This is a genomic window from Shimia sp. (assembly GCF_965227725.1).
Lineage (GTDB): Bacteria > Pseudomonadota > Alphaproteobacteria > Rhodobacterales > Rhodobacteraceae > Shimia.
In genome coordinates, this window is the sequence record NZ_CBDDGH010000005.1 from 117,557 (window position 1) to 135,326 (window position 17,770).

A 17,770-nucleotide genomic window follows, 5' to 3' on the forward strand; every position below is an offset into this window, starting at 1 on the left:
AGTGAATGATTTCAGTTATGTGTGTTGTTCAGGAAGGGCAGATCTCAACGGAGGTTCAATTCGCCCTAAGAGCAGCCATCAGTGCATTCACGCAGCGGGCCTTTGCTGCGGCAGCAGATATCGACTGGATCGTGGTGCCACAGGGCAGCGGGTTTACCGCCGCTGCGCCGTCCACTGCGATGGTTGCCTCGATGCACGCAAACCGCAGCCTGAAACGCGGAGAGCGCACGGCGCTGCTGCGAGAGTTGGGAGAGATCTGCATGGCGCGGACCGGGTTGTCGCCAAATGAGGTTGTGACCTCAATACGCGACCCGCAATAGACCGAGATTTGTGCCCCTTTGGGAGGGGCACGTTTTAAACTAGGATAGGGCCGCGCATTGGGGGCCGGAAACACAAGCCCCCTTCGGATCGCGCTTTGGGAAGGAAGATCACATGCCTCTCTATATGTGCAATGCCGTTCACGGTGTCATTTCAGCACACGCCAAAAAGCGCATCGCCGAAGACATTACGGATATTCACTGTGATGTCACCCGCGCGCCGCGCGCGTTCGTGCATGCGTTCTTTTTTGAGGATGCGCCGCAGCTGGCGATTGACGGGAAAGCCGTGTTTCTGTTTGCCAGCATTCGCGAAGGGCATAGTGAGGCGCAGAAGGCCGCGCTTGTGAGCCGGATCACCGCGTCGATCCATGCCCATGTCGGGATCGATATGAGCCAGATTGTCATGGACATCACGGATGTGCCGGCAAGCTGGGTCATGGAGGGCGGGGAGATTCTGCCGGAACCGGGAGAGGAAGGCGACTGGATCAAGCGGCGTCATCCGGTTGGGGTCTGATCGCGGCAGGATGGCCTTCTCATAAACACCAATAAGCCCCGCAGGTGCGCAACCAGACGGGGCTTTTTCATGTGTTGTGAAGCGCGTGTGCGCGCCTGTCAGGCGACGCGCGGCACGTTGGAGCGGCGCACCTCGCCCGGTGTCTGGCCAAATTTCTTGGAGAAGGCGCGGGCAAAGCTTGCAGGCTCAGAATAGCCCACGCGCCAGGCCACGGTCTCCACGTTGAGGCCCGCCGTTTGCAGCAGCTCATGCGCCAGTGCCATGCGCACATCGGCATAAAGTTCGCGGAAGCTGGTGCCTTCTTCGGTGAGGCGGCGGCGCAGGGTGCGCTCTGTCACGGTGAGCCGTTCCGAGATCTCCTCGATCTTATGCTCGCTGGAGATATTGTCCAAAATCGCGTCGCGCACTTTCTGCGACCAGGGCGGCAGGATGTCTGCCGCGTTCTGGGAGAGGGCTTCGCATTGTTCCAGGCAGAAGCGCAGCGAGACCGGATCAGATTTTGCCAGCGGCTGATCCAGCAGGGCTGACGGGAACGACAGCGCATAGGCGGGCTGGCCGGTCAGAACCGGCAGATTGCTGATCATGGAGAGATCAAGGCCATAGCTCGCCTCGGGTTCAGGCGTTTCGATCTTAAACCCGACCTGACCCGGCGCCAGCAGGATTTCCTGAATGAAGTTCACTGAAATGGCGCAGTGGCGTTCTAGAATGAAGCGCTGTGCGGTGTCCGGGATGCCGTCCATGTTGATGGTCAGCTGCGCGCGCTCGCCAAATTCCTCAAGCCTGTAGTCGGCAATCGAGGAGGAGAGGTTGATGTAATCAAGCGAGGTCTCAATGGCGGAGCGCAAGGTGGGGCTGGTGAGAATCGCAAAACCCCAGATCCCAAAGGCGTGCACATGCATGTCGCGCCCGACAATCCAGCCAAGGCCCACGCTGCGTGGCGCAAGCCGCATGAAGTTCATGATGATCTGCAGCTCTTGCTCGGTGTTGTGCAGGGCTTGCGGATCGGACACCTCGTCCTGACTGATGCCGGAGCCTTCCAGACAAGCATCCACATCGACGCCAAGTTTTTCGGCGTGCTCGCAAATGACCTTCAGAATGGTCGCGGATCGAGTGTTGGCTCTGACTATCATGAGACCGAAAATAGAGGCTTGTCCGAAAAAATCAAACTCCCCTGAGTGTAAAACTCATGTGATGAAATTCACCATGGGGCGAGGGGGATGGGCAGCTTTGTACGCGCTGGCGACGGGAGAGAGTGTGGCGTGCAGTGTCGTGCGAGAGGCAGGGAGCAGAGGACGCGGGTGAAATGCATGGGATATCCAACCTGTGTTGGCTGTGTGCTGTGTCATGCTTTCAGAGGAAAGTGGCTGGGGTGGTAGGATTCGAACCTACGGTGCGCGGTACCAAAAACCGGTGCCTTACCACTTGGCTACACCCCAACTGTGTGGCGGTATTTACTTAGAGCGGCTGGGAGGTGCAAGACCCGAAATGAGCTTTTTGGCGAAAAATTTGCCACTCGGTACAAAAAATTTTCGCGAAAGAATGCATGTCCAATAAACACTGGGTTTTTGAAGACCTCGCGTCATTTCGCAGCGCCTGTCGTGGACAAAGGGGGAGGGGCAACGACATGGTGGGGCAAAGCGATAGAGAGGAGAGAGCCAATGTTCCTGGGAATGCGGCCGGAGAATGAGGCCCTGTTGGCGCAGGTCAAAGAGATGATCCGTGATGAGGTCATGCCTTTGGAGGAGGAGTACCATGCGGAGATCGGCAAAGAGGACCGTTGGGCCTATACCGCGCGGCAGGCGGAGATTCTGGAAGGGTTAAAAGCCAAGGCCAAAGAGCGCGGGCTGTGGAATTTCTGGCTGACGGATTCGGACAAGGGATTCGGGCTCTCTACCGTGGAATATGCGTTTTTTGCCGAGGAGATGGGCAAGACGCCGCTGGGCGCTGAGGTGTTCAACTGCTCCGCACCGGATACCGGCAACATGGAAGTGTTTGAGCGCTATGGCACCGAGGCCATGAAGGACAGGTGGCTAAAGCCGCTGCTCAATGGGGAGATTCGCTCTGCCTATCTGATGACGGAGCCGGATGTGGCGAGTTCGGATGCCACCAATGTGTCCATGTCCTGTGTGCGCGATGGCGATGATTATGTGCTCAACGGCGAGAAATACTGGGCTTCTGGGGCGGGGGATCCGCGCTGTAAGGTCTATATCGTCATGGTGAAAACCGGGGGCGAGGAGCTTCCTGTGCATAAGCGGCAGTCGATGATTGTGGTGCCTGCGGGCACCGAGGGCATCGAGATTCTGCGCCCCATGATGGTCTATGGGCAGGATGATGCACCGCACGGGCATATGCACATCAAATTCACCAATGTGCGCGTGCCTGCGGAGAATCTGTTGCTGGGCGAAGGTCGGGGCTTTGAGATCGCGCAGGGGCGGCTTGGGCCTGGGCGCATTCACCACTGTATGCGTGCGATCGGGCAGGCTGAGGTGGCGCTGGAGCGCATGTGCAAACGCGCGCTGAACCGGGAAGCCTTTGGCAAGCCGCTGGCGCATCTGGGGGCGAACTACGACATCATTGCCGAGTGCCGGATGGAGATCGAGCAGGCGCGTCTGCTGTGTCTGAAAACCGCCTGGATGATGGATCAGGGGGATGCCCGTGCGGCGGCGCCCTGGATCAGTCAGATCAAGGTGGTGGCCCCGAATGTGGCGCTGAAGGTGATTGATGAAGCGGTGCAGATGCACGGCGGCACCGGGATTTCACAGGACACCCCGCTGGCGCAGGCCTGGACACATGTGCGCACATTGCGGCTGGCTGACGGGCCGGATGCGGTGCATCGCCGGCAGGTGGCGCGCAAAGAGCTGCGCCAGTACACGCAGGAAAAGGTCTGACACCGCGTTTCTGTATCAGACCAGTGGTTGCATGGCGGCGGTGTCTGATCGGAGGGAATTTGGAAGGCGCGGCCCGGGAGGTGGCGCCTTTTTCATTGGGTTACGGGTGTTTGGGGTGGGGAAGGTGATTTAACCGTGCCCTTGGCGCTGGTGAGGCGGACGTGGGGTTTCCACTTTGGTCTGAATTGGGGGCCAGCCCCCAAGCCCCCGGGATATTTGACGAATGAGAAGCATGCTTTGTGATGATCTCGTACCGACTCAGAATGGGGAGGCGTTGGGATCAAAGAGCAGGAGGGCTTCGGCTTCTGCGTAGGGCGCGCGCATTTGGGGCGTTTCCAGATGGGTCATAAAAAGCCGGGTCACCGGGACGTGCTGTGTGAGCAGGGCGCTGTGGGCTTTGGTGATACCGTCTTTCAGAAAGCGCTCTGCAACCGCGAGGCTGAAGGTGGCGGACACAAAGCCGGTGTTGCGCGGGGCGGTAAGTGGGCTGTCTGAGTAGATGGTGCGGTACAGAAGCACTTGGGACGTGCCGAGATGTGAAAAAGCGGCGCGCAGGAAAGCAAGGCGGGCGAGGATGTGGCGCATGCGGTGTGGGAGTGCTTTGTCGCCGGAGAGCTCCTCAACATCGCGCAGGATGCGGCCCTCATAGGGGCAAAGGCCAAGCTCTGCCAGCGCAAGGCGATGGGCCTTGATGGTTTCGCCCGCGTGAGGATTGCTGACGTATCGGGGGGCGATGTCTTGTTCGAGCGAAAGGACATTGTGATGGCGGAGCCAGTTGCTCAGCGCCTTGGGGTTGGTGAAGGCCGAGAAGTTTTCGGGCGTTGCTATGGGGGCGGCGAGGTGGCCGTTGGCGGACAGCCAGTCGCTGGCTTCCGCGGTGAGGCGTTGCAGCCGGATTTCGGTGGTGGCGCGCTTGGCTGTGTCAATTGGGATGTGCAGCGGTTGATTGAGGCGGGCGCATGCGGCTTCGAGTTCGTTGATCTGAGCCTGCGGCAGCTTGGGAGAGGTTGGCGCGCAGAGGAATTTCTCTGCCTGCCAAACTGGAAAGGACCACCGCGCGCCGGTGTCTTCGAAGGCGCGCACTTCCACAGTGAAGCTTGCGATGTCCGGGCGGACGCTGATGAGCCGCACGGGCGTGCGGCGCGGGTCACGCATCCAGAGGGGCGTGCCGGGGCGGAGCATGGCGAGATGGGCGACCGATGCGTCTGATGGCGGGGCGCTGGGCATAAGGCCAGCTTTGGCGCTTTCGCGCTTGGGTCAAGAGCGTACTGAAGTGCGGGAGGTTTTAAGAACGCCTGACTAGCGGCGCAGTTCCGTGGCCCGGGCCAGCCCGTCTGCCACGGCGGTGAAGACCTCGGCAAAGGTGTGCTCTGCGTCTGGAAACACGGTTTTCATGGTGCCAGAGACCACTGTCAGAAGGCTGGAGCCGCCAACGTAAATCACGCGGTCGATGTCTGCTGGAGTGCAATTCGCCATAGCGAGGGTGTCTTCAGCGGCCACGTGCAGCTGTTTGGCGTGATCGGACAGGAGTGCGGTGAGAATTTCGCCGCTCACCGGCTGCTCAAGGCCACGCTCGATTTCCGAGAGGCTGATCTTGGCGTTGGCGTCGCCGTTGTTGGCGGCGATTTTGCCGCGTTCCACATCAAAGGCCAGCTCATGGCCGAGCTCGTCACGCAGCACGGTTTCAAGGCGGGCGAGCTTTTCGGGTTCTTCCGCCTGACGCAGCATGTCCTCGACGGTGCGGCGGGTGCGGGCGTTGTAGAGGAAGGGGATTTTCTCCCAGGTGGCGAGATCGTGGAAGATGGCGTTGGGGGCAGGCAGGGTGCCTTTGCCGAATGTGTCACGCAGGGGCGAACCTTTGCCCAGCAGCGGCATGACATGATGAAAGCTCAGCGCGCGGTCAAAATCGGTGCCGCCGATGCGGATGCCGTGGTTGGCGAGGATTTCCACACCGGTGTCGGTGGTGCGGAACACAGAGAAATCCGAGGTGCCGCCGCCGATGTCGACAATCAGGCCGGTTTCTCCACGGTGTTCATGTGCGCCACAGGCAATCGCAGCCGCTTCGGGCTCAGAGAGGAAGGTGACCTCGGAAAACCCGGCGGCGAGATAGCAGGCGCGCAGGTCGTCTTCGGCCTGTTGCTCGCGCGGGTCATTGTTGCCGTGAAAGACCACCGGGCGGCCGGAGATGGCGTGGGTGAAGCTGTGGCCGGTCTGGGCTTCGGCCTGATGTTTGATGTGGCGCAGGAAGCGGGCGATGATCTCCACAAAGGTCACGCGCTCGTTCAGGATCTGGCGCTTTTCATGCATGAGTGTGGTGCCGAGTACCCGCTTGAGCGCGCGCATGAAGCGGCCTTCTTCGCCCTCAAGGAGCGCATCATTGGCGGGTTGACCCAGAAGCGTGGCGCGGCTGTCGTAGTCAAAGAAGAAAGTGGTGGGCAGGGTGGTCTGACCGGCCTCAAAGGTGATGAGGTGTGGGGCACCCTCCACCATCAGCCCCGCGGCGGAGTTTGAGGTGCCAAAATCGATGCCCAAAGTGTGTGGTTTGGTGCTCATGGTCCGGTCTCCGCGCGGCAGGGAAAGGCGCGGGTTTTAGGGAGCGGGCAGGGGCCTGTCAAGCGCATCTCTTGGCGCAGTTTTTAAGTTGAGTTCATTGGCCAAACCTGACTTTGCCTCAACGGATCGCTCGGGCCGGTGCATAGGCGGGATCGGTTGAAAAACTTCAGGAGAGTGCTTTGAGTTCTTGAAGAATACGATGCTTCAAATCCCCGAATGTCTCGGTGTTCCAGGCGCCACGTCGACCTTTGCGTTCCACTATAAGGTGGCCGTCAGGATAGCTCAGGAGACGTTCAGGTTTGAATTCCTCGCCATTTAAGGTGACGACGGTGATCTCTTGGCGCCTGGATTTTGTAGTGGGCAATCGAGCCTTAAATGTCGTCCACCACAGAAAACGCGATAAAAATTCTCTGCGGAACATCACAGCGCAACGATCTGGCATGCTTCTTATTTTGTCGCCCAGGTACCAGGAGATGAATTGATCATCACTCTGGAGGTATTTCTTGGAGACGTCCCCGGCGGCGGTGTGATGCTGAAGGAATGCGTCGGGGATGCTGGGAGCGATGGATGTATGAAATGCAATCACAGATGAGTTTCCGCAAACAAATCTGCGCCCGGCCGTGAGGCGATGAAGAGCTCGGCTCAACGCATTAAAGCGTGTGGTGCCCGAGTTGAGCATAAAACATGGTTTCTCTGGCGAGACCAATCGAGCGATTGCCGTTAAGTCCCCTAAAACGACGCTGTCGAGATCCAAGAAGACGCAAGGGGTGTCTTGGGGAATTTTGGACAGGCCAAACGCGGCAAGTTTGACCGGATAGCCGCCACCGAAAAATCGAGGGTTGCGAAAGCTCTCTGGGATCAATTCTTGATGAATATAGGGCGCTACATCTGGTCGAATGCGATCAGTCATCAAAACGATGCTTGGTTTGACACTTGCCTTTTTTAGAACAGAGGCCGCCAAACTGTTCACTGATTTTGCATCATACATGTCTCCCCAGATGGCAAAGATAAGGTACCAGCTTGGGCTTTCATTGTGCCGCATCGGGAAAGGCTCTCTGTGGGCTAAGGAAGAAGGATCTCTCGGGGATTTTAAGACTCGTTTTTAAGTGAAAGTCCACCTGATAGAGTTGGCAGACAAATGACAAAGCGATGTCTTTGGGAGGTGAGAAAACTGAATTTGAACAGGTTTTCAGCCCTTAGCTCGTGCAAAATCAGTAACCAAAAACAAGAAAGCCGCCTTGTTGGCGGCTTTCTGTTCAGGAGCATTTTGTATGCTCAGCCTTGTAGCGAACGCACTTCCAGGTCGCCTTCTTCGCGGGCTTTCATGGCCCGTGCTGCCGCGTTGGAGGCGGCGGCGGTGGTGAAGTAGGGGATCTTGTCAAACAGTGCCACGGAGCGGATCTCGCGGCTGTCGTTGACGGCCTGTGCGCCTTCGGTGGTGTTCATCACCAGAGAGATGTCGCCGTCTTTGAGGTGGTCCACGATGTTTGGACGGCCCTCGTAGACTTTGTTCACCTTGGTGCAATCCACGCCTTGTTCGCTTAGCCATGTGGCGGTGCCAGCGGTTGCCACCACAGAGAAGCCAAGCTCGATCAGGATATTGGCTGCCTCGACCATCGCGTCGGTCTTGTCGTCGTCTTTGACGGAGATGAAGGCCTTGCCGGAGGTTGGCAGCTCCATGCCTGCACCGAGCTGTGCCTTCAGGAAGGCGCGCGCAAAGCTGCGGTCCCAGCCCATGACTTCGCCGGTGGAGCGCATTTCCGGGCCGAGGATGGTGTCGACGCCCGGGAAGCGGGCAAACGGCAGCACGGCCTCTTTCACGGAGAACCAAGGCATGTTGGGATCCGCCAGCGTCATCTGATCCGCAATTGGCTGATCCTTGGTGGCGTCGAGTTCCACGTAAGGGGCACGTTTGGGGAAGTCCGCGAGTTTTTCACCCGCCATGATGCGCGCGGCGATGGAAGCAATCGCGCTGTCGGTGGATTTCGCGACAAACGGCACGGTGCGAGAGGCACGTGGGTTCACCTCGATGAGGTAGATTTCGCCGTCTTTCACAGCGAACTGCACGTTCATCAGGCCAACCACGTTCAAGGCCAGCGCAAGGGCGCGGGTCTGACGCTCGATTTCCGCGATGGTCTCTTTGTCCAGCGAGTAGGGCGGCAGGGAGCAGGCGGAGTCACCGGAGTGAACGCCTGCCTCTTCGATGTGCTGCATGATGCCGGAGATATGCACGTCTTTGCCGTCACAAAGCGCGTCCACATCCAGCTCGGTTGCGCCGGAGAGGTAGCTGTCGAGCAGAACGGGGCTGTCGCCAGAGACCACAACCGCCTCAGCGATGTAGCGCTCCAGTTGGCCCATGTCGCGCACGATTTCCATGGCGCGGCCACCCAGAACATAAGATGGGCGGATCACCAGCGGGAAGCCGATTTCATCTGCAATCGCAAGCGCTTCGGCGTCGGTGGAGGCGATCCCGTTCTTAGGCTGTTTCAGCTTCAGCTCGTTGACCAGCGCCTGGAACCGCTCGCGGTCTTCAGCAAGGTCGATGGCGTCTGGCGTGGTGCCGAGGATCGGGATGCCTTCTTCTTCGAGCGCGTTTGCCAGCTTCAGCGGGGTCTGGCCGCCGAACTGTACGATCACGCCGTGCAGGGTGCCGTTCTCCTGCTCAACGCGTAGGATTTCCATCACGTGTTCAAAGGTGAGCGGCTCAAAATACAGACGATCAGAGGTGTCATAGTCGGTGGACACGGTCTCTGGGTTGCAGTTGATCATGATGGTTTCATACCCCTGCTCGGTCAGCGCGTAGCAGGCGTGACAGCAGCAGTAGTCAAACTCGATGCCCTGACCGATGCGGTTCGGGCCACCACCAAGGATCACGACTTTCTTGCGCTCAGAGGGGCGCGCCTCACATTCCACTTCGCCCATCATTGGGGTTTCGTAGGTGGAGTACATGTAAGGGGTCTGCGCCTCAAATTCGGCGGCACAGGTGTCGATGCGCTTGAACACGGCGGTCACGCCGAGGTTCTGACGGGCGCGGCGCACGTTGTCTTCATCGCGGCCAGAGAGTTTGGCGAGACGTGCGTCGGTGAAGCCGAGCATTTTGAGCGCGCGCAGCTCTTTTTCGGTGACCGGCAGGCCGTTTTTGCGCACGCCCTCTTCGGCGTCCACGATTTCGCGGATGCGATCTAGGAACCATGGGTCAAACATGGTGACGCCGTGGATCTCATCGTTGGTCAGGCCGTGGCGCATGGCTTGCGCGATGGTGCGCAGGCGATCCGGGGTGGCGACGCTGATCGCCTTGATCACAGCGGCTTTGCCTTCGGCACTGTCATCCGCGCCTTCGATTTCGACCTCATCAAACCCGGTCAGACCGCTTTCCATGGAAGCCAGTGCTTTTTGCATGGATTCGTGGATGGTGCGGCCAATGGACATGGTTTCGCCCACGGATTTCATCGCAGTGGTCAGGTGCGGCTCGGAGCCCGGGAATTTCTCGAAAGCGAATTTCGGGATCTTGGTGACAACATAGTCGATGGTCGGCTCAAAGGAGGCCGGGGTGACTTTGGTGATGTCGTTGTCCAGCTCATCCAGCGTGTAGCCCACAGCCAGTTTGGCCGCGATCTTGGCAATCGGGAAACCGGTCGCTTTGGAGGCCAGCGCAGAGGAGCGGGACACACGTGGGTTCATTTCGATCACAACCATGCGGCCGTCTGCCGGGTTCACCGCCCATTGCACGTTGGAGCCGCCGGTTTCCACGCCGATCTCACGTAGTACGTTGATCGAGTGGTTGCGCATGATCTGGTATTCTTTGTCCGTCAGCGTGAGCGCAGGCGCCACAGTGATGGAGTCGCCGGTGTGCACGCCCATCGGGTCGACGTTTTCGATGGCGCAGACGATGATGGCGTTGTCCGCTTTGTCGCGCACCACTTCCATCTCATATTCTTTCCAGCCCAGCAGGCTTTCATCCACGAGGATCTGGTTCACCGGGGAGGCGTCCATGCCGGTGCGGCAGAAATGGATATAGTCTTCGCGGTTGTAAGCCACGCCGCCACCGGTGCCACCCAGAGTAAAGGCAGGACGGATGATGGCAGGCAGGCCGATGCTTTCCAGCTCTTCCAGCGCAAGGCGGATGCCTTCGTCCAGATCAGCGGAGCCGTCTTCTTTCTTAGGTGCGGTCACGATGGAGGCACGTGGGTTTTCGATGCCCAGACGATCCATGGCTTCGCGGAAGAGTTTGCGGTCTTCGGCCATTTCGATGGCGTCGCGTTTTGCGCCGATCATCTCGACGCCGAATTTGTCGAGCACACCCATTTCTTCAAGCGCAAGGGAGGTGTTGAGGCCGGTCTGACCGCCCATGGTGGGCAGGAGCGCGTCAGGGCGCTCTTTCTCGATGATCTTGGCAACAACTTCCGGCGTGATTGGCTCGATATAGGTGGCATCCGCCAGACCGGGGTCGGTCATGATAGTCGCCGGGTTGGAGTTCACCAGAATAACGCGGTAGCCCTCTTCGCGCAGCGCTTTACACGCTTGCGCCCCCGAGTAGTCAAATTCGCAGGCCTGACCAATCACAATGGGGCCGGCCCCGATGATCATGATCGAGGAGATGTCGGTTCTTTTTGGCATGATAAACCTCGGGCTAGAAGGGCGTGGTGGGAGACGCCGAATGCGCAAATTGTCGTGGGTTATACGCATCAGGCGACAACGTGCAAGAGGGATCACCGGGGGAGCGGGATTTTGTCATGATCTGCCGCTTTCACCACTGTCATTTGCCAAAATGCGCCGTATATGACCAGAAGACAACTTTCGCCGACAGGGGATACAGGTGCAGATTCGCTTTGATCACGGGCCAAACGGGCATGCGACGCTGTTTGATGCGGCGGAGCATGTGATTTCGGTGACGGAGCCACATGAGGTGGATCTGGCCTTTGACGTGCTGAGACAGGCGCAGGCGGCAGGGTTTTGGCTTGCAGGATATGTAAGCTATGAGCTTGGCTATGTGCTGGAGCCACGGCTGCGCCGGATGCTGCCCAAGGCGCGGCGGCTGCCTTTGATGCAGTTTGGTGTGTTTCGCGCGCCAACGGCGGCCAAGGCGCTTTCCACAGATGCGCGGTTTGATCTGGGCGCATTTGCGCCGCGCTGGAGTGCGGCCACCTATCGCGCGGCATTTGACCGGGTGCATGGCTACATCGGTGCTGGCGATATCTATCAGGCGAATCTGACGTTTCCGATGGATGCAGCTGTGTCCGGAGATGCCGAAGCGCTCTATGCCGCGCTCGCGGCGCGCCAGCCGGTTGGCCATGGGGCGTTGATCAAACAGGCGGGGCTGCCGACAATCCTGTCACGCTCGCCGGAGCTGTTTTTCCGCACCGACGCGGCGGGCCGGATTGAAACACGCCCGATGAAAGGCACGCAGCCCCGCAGTGAAGACGCGGCAGAGGATGCACGTCGCAAGGCGTGGCTGGCGCAGGACGAGAAGAACCGTGCCGAGAACCTGATGATCGTGGATCTTCTGCGCAATGACATCAGCCGTGTGGCGCAGCCGGGCAGCGTGAAGGTGCCGCAGCTGTTTGAGGTGGAGAGCTATGCAACCGTGCATCAGATGACCTCTACCGTTGAGGCGCAGTTGCAGGAAGACGCGCAGCTTGCCGATATTTTGCAGGCGCTGTTCCCTTGCGGGTCTATCACCGGCGCACCCAAGCTGCGCTCGATGGAGATCCTGCGTAATCTGGAGCCGTGGCCCCGTGAGATCTACTGTGGTGCAATCGGCTGGGCAGCGCCGGACGGCAGCTCTGAGTTCAGCGTGGCGATCCGCACGATGCTGCTTGAGGGCGGGCAAGCTGTGCTGAACGTGGGCGGCGGTGTTGTCTGGGACAGCAAGGCGCCTGATGAATATGAGGAAGCGCTGTGGAAAGCCCGCTTTGCCAAGACGTTCCAGCCGGAACCCGCCTGATTGAGACCTTTCGCTTTGTGCCGGGGGCGGGCGTGGCGCGGCTGCACCTGCATCTGGCGCGGCTGAAGCATTCTGCGCAGGCGCTGGGCTTTGCTTTTTCTGAAACAGATGTGTTGCGCGCGGTTGAGGCCTTGGAGGCGACCACCGATTTGCGCTGCCGTCTGACATTGGGCGCGGCCGGGGATGTGGAGATCACCACCGCAGAGATGCCCGCAGCGGCGACAAAGCCTTGGGTGTGCCGGATACATCCGGACCGTTTGTCCTCCGAGGATCAGCTGTTGCAGCACAAGACCACGCGGCGTGCGTATTATGATGCAGCGCGGGCGGAGTTGCCTGAGGGTGTGCAGGAGTGGCTGTTTCTCAATGAGCGCGGTGAGCTGTGTGAGGGCACCATCACCAATCTGGTGCTGACAATGGATGACGGTGTTCGGCTTACGCCGCCGGTTGCGTCGGGTTGTTTGCCAGGGGTGTATCGGCAGAGTTTGATTGAGGCGGGGGCGCTGCGCGAAGCGGTGCTGCGTGAGGCGGATTTGCGTGCGGCGGAAGCTCTGCATCTGACAAATGCGTTGCGCGGGGAAATCCCGGCGGTGGTCCAATAGGTGCAGGGCTGAGGCCTGCGGCGGCGATGCGAGCCCTCACTCTGTCTTGAAATTGAAACATGCGCGCGCAATTCTTCGGGCAAAACCGATTGAGGACAGCAGTTTGCCCGCACAAAACACCACCCGGCTCTGGGCCGAGTTTCTGATCCTGTTTGTCCTTGCGCCGGTGCTGATTGCCACTTTGCTGCCGGCCACGGTGATGTTCTCCGCGCTTTTTGCGCTCACTGCGCTTGGGATCCTTCTCTTGCACCTGACGCCGGGCTTTCGCTGGCGGGCGCTGCGCGAGGGGATGGCGGAGATCAAGCTGCGGCAGATGCTGATCTATACAGCCCTGATGTTTGCGGCCTGTTTTGTGGTGACGATGCTGTTTGCACCGGAGGCCTTGTTCTTTCTCGTAAGGAACGAGCCGCAATTGATGGTGGTGATCCTGATCTTCTATCCGTTTGTTTCTGCATTGCCACAGGAGCTGGTGTTTCGCCCGCTGTTCTTTCGCCGCTACAAAGCGATCCTGCCAAACGGTTGGGCGGCGATCTGGCTGAATGCGGCGCTCTTTGCGTTGGCACATCTGATGTATTGGAGCTGGGTCGTGGCCATCATGACCTTTGTGGGCGGGGTGATTTTTGCCCATGCCTACAAAGAGCGCGCCTCTTTCCCGCTGGCGGTGCTGATGCATGCGATTGCGGGCAACATCATCTTTCTGCTGGGGTTGGGTGTGTTTTTCTACTCCGGCAACGTTGTGCGGCCGTTTTAGCGCCATTTCGCGCGGTGCGGACCTTGACTTTATGGCCTCAAAAAGGTGTATCGGCGCGACCATTGTTTTTCACCCTGAAAGAGGGGCCGCACATGCACGCCTATCGCAGCCATACCTGCGCCGACCTGAACAAATCCAACGTGGGCGAGACCGTCCGCCTGTCTGGCTGGGTGCACCGCATCCGTGACCACGGCGGCATTCTGTTTGTCGACCTGCGCGATCACTTTGGCATCACGCAGGTGCTTTGTGATCCGGACAGCCCGGTTTTCTCCCAAATGGAGAAGGTGCGCAGCGAGTGGTGTATCCGTATTGATGGCAACGTCAAAGCGCGTGATGCTGACCTGATCAACGACAAGATCCCGACCGGTGAGGTCGAGGTGTTTGTGCGTGATCTGGAGATCCTCGGCGCGGCAGACGAGCTGCCTCTGATGGTGTTTGGCGATCAGGAGTATCCTGAGGAAACCCGCCTGAAGTACCGCTTCCTTGATCTGCGTCGTGAGCAGATGCAGCAGAACATGGTGCTGCGCTCTGATGTGGTTTCCTCCATGCGCAAGCGCATGTGGGACAAGGGCTTCCGCGAGTATCAGACCCCGATCATCACAGCCTCTTCGCCGGAAGGTGCGCGTGACTTCCTCGTGCCGTCCCGTCTGCATCCGGGCAAGTTCTACGCGCTGCCACAGGCACCGCAGCAGTTCAAACAGCTGATGATGGTTGCGGGCTTTGACAAATATTTTCAAATCGCGCCGTGCTTCCGTGACGAAGACCCGCGCGCTGACCGCTCCCCAACCGACTTCTACCAGCTCGACATGGAGATGTCCTTTGTGGAGCAGCAGGACGTCTTTGACACCATCGCGCCTGTTCTGGCCGGTGTGTTTGAAGAATTCGGTGGCGGCCGCAAGGTGGACGCGCCAGAGAGCTGGCCGCAGATCCCTTATGCGGAAGCTGCGCTAAAGTATGGCTCTGACAAGCCGGACCTGCGCAACCCGATTGAGATGCAGGTGGTCTCCGAGCACTTCGCAGGCTCCGGCTTTGCGATCTTTGCCAAACTGCTGGAGCAGGAAGGCACCGAAGTGCGCGCCATTCCGGCACCAACCGGTGGTGGCCGCAAGTTCTGTGACCGCATGAACAAATTTGCCCAAGGCGAAGGCCTGCCGGGCATGGGCTACATCTTCTGGCGCGACAAGACTGCAGACAGCGTAGCCCAAGAGCTGGGCATTTCGGTGAAAGAGGCGCAGGCCAAGCTGAAGTCCGGCGAAGTGGAAGGTGGCATGGAAGCCGCTGGCCCGCTGGCCAAGAACATCGGCCCTGAGCGTACCGAGGCGATCCGCCAGCAGCTGGGTCTGGGCGTGGGCGACGCGGCCTTCTTCCTGGGGGGCAAACCAAAAGCCTTTGAAAAGATCGCAGGCCGTGCGCGTGACGTGATCGGCAAAGAGCTGGGCCTGATCGACGAAGATCGCTTTGCATTTGCCTGGATCGTGGACTTCCCGATCTATGAAGCAGACGAAGAGACCGGCAAGATCGACTTTGAACACAACCCGTTCTCCATGCCGCAGGGCGGTCTGGATGCGCTGAACGGCGATCCGCTGGCGGTCAAAGGCTATCAGTACGATCTGGCGTGTAACGGCTATGAGCTGGTTTCTGGCGCGATCCGGAACCACCAGCCTGAAATCATGCTGAAGGCGTTTGAGATTGCCGGTTACGGCGAAGAGGAAGTGAAAGAGCGCTTTGGCGCGCTTTACAAAGCCTTCTCTTACGGCGCACCACCCCACGGTGGTTGTGCGGCTGGTGTGGACCGCATCGTGATGCTGCTGGCCGATCAGCAGAACATCCGCGAAGTGATGATGTTCCCGATGAACCAGCGCGCCGAAGACCTTATGATGAACGCGCCCAACGATCCTTCCAGCGATCAGTTGATGGAGCTGGGTCTGCGGGTGATCCCGCAGGAGTGATCCGCGTAAAAAGCCAACAAAGGGCCGCTTTCACGAAGGTGAGGGCGGCCTTTTCTTTTGGGGCGTCGTTCGTCTGGACCGTGAACAAAGGCTTGGCCAAGTCTGGGCGCTGTGCCACTACTTCGGGAAACGAAGGAATACCAAATGACTGAGCCAAGACCTGTTGGATTTGCCGTGCCGAATTGGCAGGCGCCACCACGCCCAACAGGGGCAGTCTTGGAGGGGCGTTATGTGCGGCTGGAGCCGTTGAATGCGGAGGCGCATGCGGCGTTGCTGTATCGGGCCTATCAGTCTGATGACTGGGTTTGGGATTACATGCCGTATGGGCCTTTTCATTCCTCAGCGCAGTATCATCGCTGGGTGCGGGAGACCGTCGCGAACCCCGATCATTTCTTCTATGCGATCTACAGCAAAGCGGACCGGACGTTCACAGGTGTTGCCTCCTACCTCAGGATTGCGCCGGAAGCGGGGTCCATTGAGGTGGGCAATATCAACTTCGCACCGATGATGCAGGGCACGCCTGCGGCGACGGAGGCGATGTTTCTGATGATGCAATGGGCCTTTGAGGCCGGATATCGGCGGTATGAGTGGAAATGTGACGCGCTGAATGCGCCCTCGCGGCGTGCGGCCCAGCGGCTGGGCTTTAGCTTTGAAGGCGTGTTCCGTCAGGCGCTGGTCTACAAGGGGCGCAACCGGGACACCGCATGGTTTGCCGCGATTGATCAGGAATGGCCTGCGCTCAAGGCGACCTTTGATGTCTGGCTCTCGCCGAGCAACTTTGATGCGGCAGGGCAGCAGAAAGAGCGTCTGAGCGATCTGACACGACTTGTGCGTGCGAGCGGAGACCCGACGCTGGGATAACCTCCCAGATCGTCTGGGCAAGGCATTGTCGCAGTGACGCTTTCATGCGCCGCTGGCGTATTGGGTTTAGAGCGCGGTGGCGGGCGATCAGATGGTGGCGGTTTGCGCCAGCCGGTCCTGCACCACGCCGGTGAGATGGGCCACATCTGCGGTTGGCATCTGACCTGCCCTGCGGGCACGTTCCACCGCTTGTACGGCGCTCAGCAGGGATGCATCCTCCGAGCTGCGCGCGATGCCGCCCAAGAATTGCGCCACATAGTCCACAACACCGTCTTTAAGAGCCTGTTCAGGGGTTTCCTGAAGCGTGTCGGCAGCGTGCATCAGATCATCGCGCAAAGCGACCGGATCGGGCTGGATGGCCTCATTATCGGCGATGCGCGCGATGGTGGGGCGGTAGCCTTCGGTCAGTCGTGACAGGATGGCCTGCTGGAAGGAGGACAGGCTGCCGTAAGGTTTGGCGATAAACCCGTCTGCGCCTGCAGCCAATGCGCTGTCTTCGGCAAAATCATCGCCCGATGTCCCCAGGATCAGCTCGACCCGTGGGGAGGCATGGTGCAGCTCTTCGATCAGCTCCGCGCCAGAGCCGTCTGGCAGGCCCATATCCACGATGATCACCGTGGGCAGATGGATTTGCAGGTGGCGGCGGGCGGAGGTCAGGCAGTCTGCGCGGCGGATGCGCGCGCCGGAGCGGACACACATGAGCCGCAGGGCATCAGAAGCGAAGCGGCTGTCTTCGACCACAAGCACGGTCATACCCAGAAGCGGCCGCGCGGCTGATGGCGAGGTCAATGGGGAGAATGGGGACTGGTCATTCATGGCTGAAATCCTCAACGAAGCAAACTAACTGAAACATTCACATGGACTCAGGCTAGCCAGCACATGACTAACGAAGCGTTAATCGCCGCCGCGACGCCCTGCCGCTTGCGCGCGCGCGATGCAAATCCCATAACAGCGGTGAGCGGGACCAAAGCGATCCATGGAGGACAAAAATGATTGGACGACTGAACCACGTGGCGATTGCTGTGCCCGATTTGGAGGCTGCGAGCGCGCAATACCGTGATGCGCTGGGGGCCAAGGTAGGCGCGCCGCAGGACGAACCGGATCACGGGGTGACGGTGGTGTTCATCGAGCTGCCAAACACCAAGATCGAACTGCTTTACCCGCTGGGAGAAGACAGTCCTATCAATGGCTTCCTTGAAAAGAACCCGTCAGGCGGCATTCACCATGTGTGCTATGAGGTCGATGATATTCTGGCGGCGCGTGACCATCTGAAAGAGACAGGCGCGCGGGTTCTGGGCAGTGGAGAGCCCAAGATCGGGGCGCATGGCAAGCCGGTGCTGTTTTTGCACCCAAAGGACTTCAACGGCTGCCTTGTCGAGCTTGAACAGGTCTGA

At 59.4% G+C, this 17,770-nt stretch carries 15 protein-coding genes and 1 tRNA gene; 9 read left to right on the top strand and 7 right to left on the bottom strand.

Annotated elements, in window-relative coordinates:
- The first annotated feature begins 5 nt into the window (after positions 1 to 5).
- Positions 6 to 320, top strand: a complete 315-nt coding sequence (locus tag ACO07T_RS10820) for a hypothetical protein (RefSeq protein WP_422049423.1) — start codon at positions 6 to 8, stop codon at positions 318 to 320.
- Between the two features lie 112 nt (positions 321 to 432).
- Positions 433 to 831 (top strand): tautomerase family protein, encoded by a 399-nt coding sequence (locus ACO07T_RS10825; protein WP_422049424.1) that lies wholly within the window; start codon positions 433 to 435, stop codon positions 829 to 831.
- Between the two features lie 98 nt (positions 832 to 929).
- On the opposite strand, the gene ACO07T_RS10830 is transcribed toward ACO07T_RS10825, so the two are convergent.
- Both ACO07T_RS10830 and ACO07T_RS10835 read right to left on the bottom strand, forming a co-directional pair.
- Entirely contained in the window at positions 930 to 1,961 is a 1,032-nt protein-coding gene (locus ACO07T_RS10830; RefSeq protein ID WP_422049425.1) for an AraC family transcriptional regulator, read from the bottom strand.
- A 231-nt stretch (positions 1,962 to 2,192) separates the two neighbouring features.
- Positions 2,193 to 2,267: transfer RNA gene (locus ACO07T_RS10835), tRNA-Gln, on the bottom strand.
- Positions 2,268 to 2,489: 222 nt separating this feature from the next.
- On the opposite strand from ACO07T_RS10835, the gene ACO07T_RS10840 reads away from it, so the two are divergent.
- The gene (locus tag ACO07T_RS10840; protein WP_422049426.1) at positions 2,490 to 3,719 is read left to right on the top strand and encodes an acyl-CoA dehydrogenase family protein; all 1,230 of its coding nucleotides are present in this window, start codon (positions 2,490 to 2,492) and stop codon (positions 3,717 to 3,719) included.
- A 258-nt stretch (positions 3,720 to 3,977) separates the two neighbouring features.
- On the opposite strand, the gene ACO07T_RS10845 is transcribed toward ACO07T_RS10840, so the two are convergent.
- From ACO07T_RS10845 to carB, 4 genes are all read right to left on the bottom strand, one after another.
- Positions 3,978 to 4,946 carry a hypothetical protein gene (locus ACO07T_RS10845; RefSeq protein ID WP_422049427.1) on the bottom strand — a complete coding sequence of 323 codons (969 nt, stop codon included), beginning with the start codon at positions 4,944 to 4,946 and terminating at the stop codon, positions 3,978 to 3,980.
- Positions 4,947 to 5,018: 72 nt separating this feature from the next.
- Positions 5,019 to 6,272, bottom strand: coding sequence for an Hsp70 family protein (locus ACO07T_RS10850; protein ID WP_422049428.1), 1,254 nt, complete (start codon positions 6,270 to 6,272; stop codon positions 5,019 to 5,021).
- A gap of 166 nt (positions 6,273 to 6,438) precedes the next feature.
- Positions 6,439 to 7,260: a hypothetical protein gene (locus ACO07T_RS10855; protein ID WP_422049429.1), complete on the bottom strand. Its 822-nt coding sequence runs from the start codon at positions 7,258 to 7,260 to the stop codon at positions 6,439 to 6,441.
- Between the two features lie 287 nt (positions 7,261 to 7,547).
- Positions 7,548 to 10,889: a carbamoyl-phosphate synthase large subunit gene (gene carB, locus ACO07T_RS10860; protein ID WP_422049430.1), complete on the bottom strand. Its 3,342-nt coding sequence runs from the start codon at positions 10,887 to 10,889 to the stop codon at positions 7,548 to 7,550.
- A gap of 199 nt (positions 10,890 to 11,088) precedes the next feature.
- Here carB and ACO07T_RS10865 point away from each other — a divergent pair, with 199 nt between their 5' ends.
- The 5 genes from ACO07T_RS10865 (at position 11,089) to ACO07T_RS10885 (ending at position 16,376) form a co-directional block, all read left to right on the top strand.
- Entirely contained in the window at positions 11,089 to 12,216 is a 1,128-nt protein-coding gene (locus ACO07T_RS10865; protein WP_422049431.1) for an aminodeoxychorismate synthase component I, read from the top strand.
- Complete coding sequence (locus ACO07T_RS10870; protein WP_422049432.1) at positions 12,171 to 12,815, top strand: aminotransferase class IV family protein; 645 nt, start codon at positions 12,171 to 12,173, stop codon at positions 12,813 to 12,815. Before ACO07T_RS10865 ends, ACO07T_RS10870 begins: the two co-directional genes overlap by 46 nt.
- Positions 12,816 to 12,918: 103 nt before the next feature.
- On the top strand, positions 12,919 to 13,566 hold the full coding sequence (locus ACO07T_RS10875) for a CPBP family intramembrane glutamic endopeptidase (RefSeq protein WP_422049433.1): 648 nt from the start codon (positions 12,919 to 12,921) through the stop codon (positions 13,564 to 13,566).
- A 92-nt stretch (positions 13,567 to 13,658) separates the two neighbouring features.
- Positions 13,659 to 15,515 (top strand): aspartate--tRNA ligase, encoded by a 1,857-nt coding sequence (gene aspS / locus ACO07T_RS10880; protein ID WP_209060975.1) that lies wholly within the window; start codon positions 13,659 to 13,661, stop codon positions 15,513 to 15,515.
- 144 nt (positions 15,516 to 15,659) lie between these two features.
- A complete protein-coding gene (locus ACO07T_RS10885; protein WP_422049434.1) occupies positions 15,660 to 16,376 on the top strand; it encodes a GNAT family N-acetyltransferase in 717 nt (238 codons plus the stop codon).
- 87 nt (positions 16,377 to 16,463) lie between these two features.
- On the opposite strand, the gene ACO07T_RS10890 is transcribed toward ACO07T_RS10885, so the two are convergent.
- A complete protein-coding gene (locus tag ACO07T_RS10890) occupies positions 16,464 to 17,192 on the bottom strand; it encodes a response regulator (RefSeq protein WP_422049435.1) in 729 nt (242 codons plus the stop codon).
- A 173-nt stretch (positions 17,193 to 17,365) separates the two neighbouring features.
- On the opposite strand from ACO07T_RS10890, the gene mce reads away from it, so the two are divergent.
- The gene (gene mce / locus ACO07T_RS10895) at positions 17,366 to 17,770 is read left to right on the top strand and encodes a methylmalonyl-CoA epimerase (RefSeq protein ID WP_209060970.1); all 405 of its coding nucleotides are present in this window, start codon (positions 17,366 to 17,368) and stop codon (positions 17,768 to 17,770) included.

Coding starts and splice junctions, on each gene's coding strand:
- ACO07T_RS10820 (WP_422049423.1), top strand. CDS start 6: ATGATTTCAGTTATGTGTGTTGTTCAGGAAGGGCAGATCTCAACGGAG.
- ACO07T_RS10825 (WP_422049424.1), top strand. CDS start 433: ATGCCTCTCTATATGTGCAATGCCGTTCACGGTGTCATTTCAGCACAC.
- ACO07T_RS10830 (WP_422049425.1), bottom strand. CDS start 1,961: ATGATAGTCAGAGCCAACACTCGATCCGCGACCATTCTGAAGGTCATT.
- ACO07T_RS10840 (WP_422049426.1), top strand. CDS start 2,490: ATGTTCCTGGGAATGCGGCCGGAGAATGAGGCCCTGTTGGCGCAGGTC.
- ACO07T_RS10845 (WP_422049427.1), bottom strand. CDS start 4,946: ATGCCCAGCGCCCCGCCATCAGACGCATCGGTCGCCCATCTCGCCATG.
- ACO07T_RS10850 (WP_422049428.1), bottom strand. CDS start 6,272: ATGAGCACCAAACCACACACTTTGGGCATCGATTTTGGCACCTCAAAC.
- ACO07T_RS10855 (WP_422049429.1), bottom strand. CDS start 7,260: ATGTATGATGCAAAATCAGTGAACAGTTTGGCGGCCTCTGTTCTAAAA.
- carB (WP_422049430.1), bottom strand. CDS start 10,889: ATGCCAAAAAGAACCGACATCTCCTCGATCATGATCATCGGGGCCGGC.
- aspS (WP_209060975.1), top strand. CDS start 13,659: ATGCACGCCTATCGCAGCCATACCTGCGCCGACCTGAACAAATCCAAC.
- ACO07T_RS10885 (WP_422049434.1), top strand. CDS start 15,660: ATGACTGAGCCAAGACCTGTTGGATTTGCCGTGCCGAATTGGCAGGCG.
- ACO07T_RS10890 (WP_422049435.1), bottom strand. CDS start 17,192: ATGAATGACCAGTCCCCATTCTCCCCATTGACCTCGCCATCAGCCGCG.
- mce (WP_209060970.1), top strand. CDS start 17,366: ATGATTGGACGACTGAACCACGTGGCGATTGCTGTGCCCGATTTGGAG.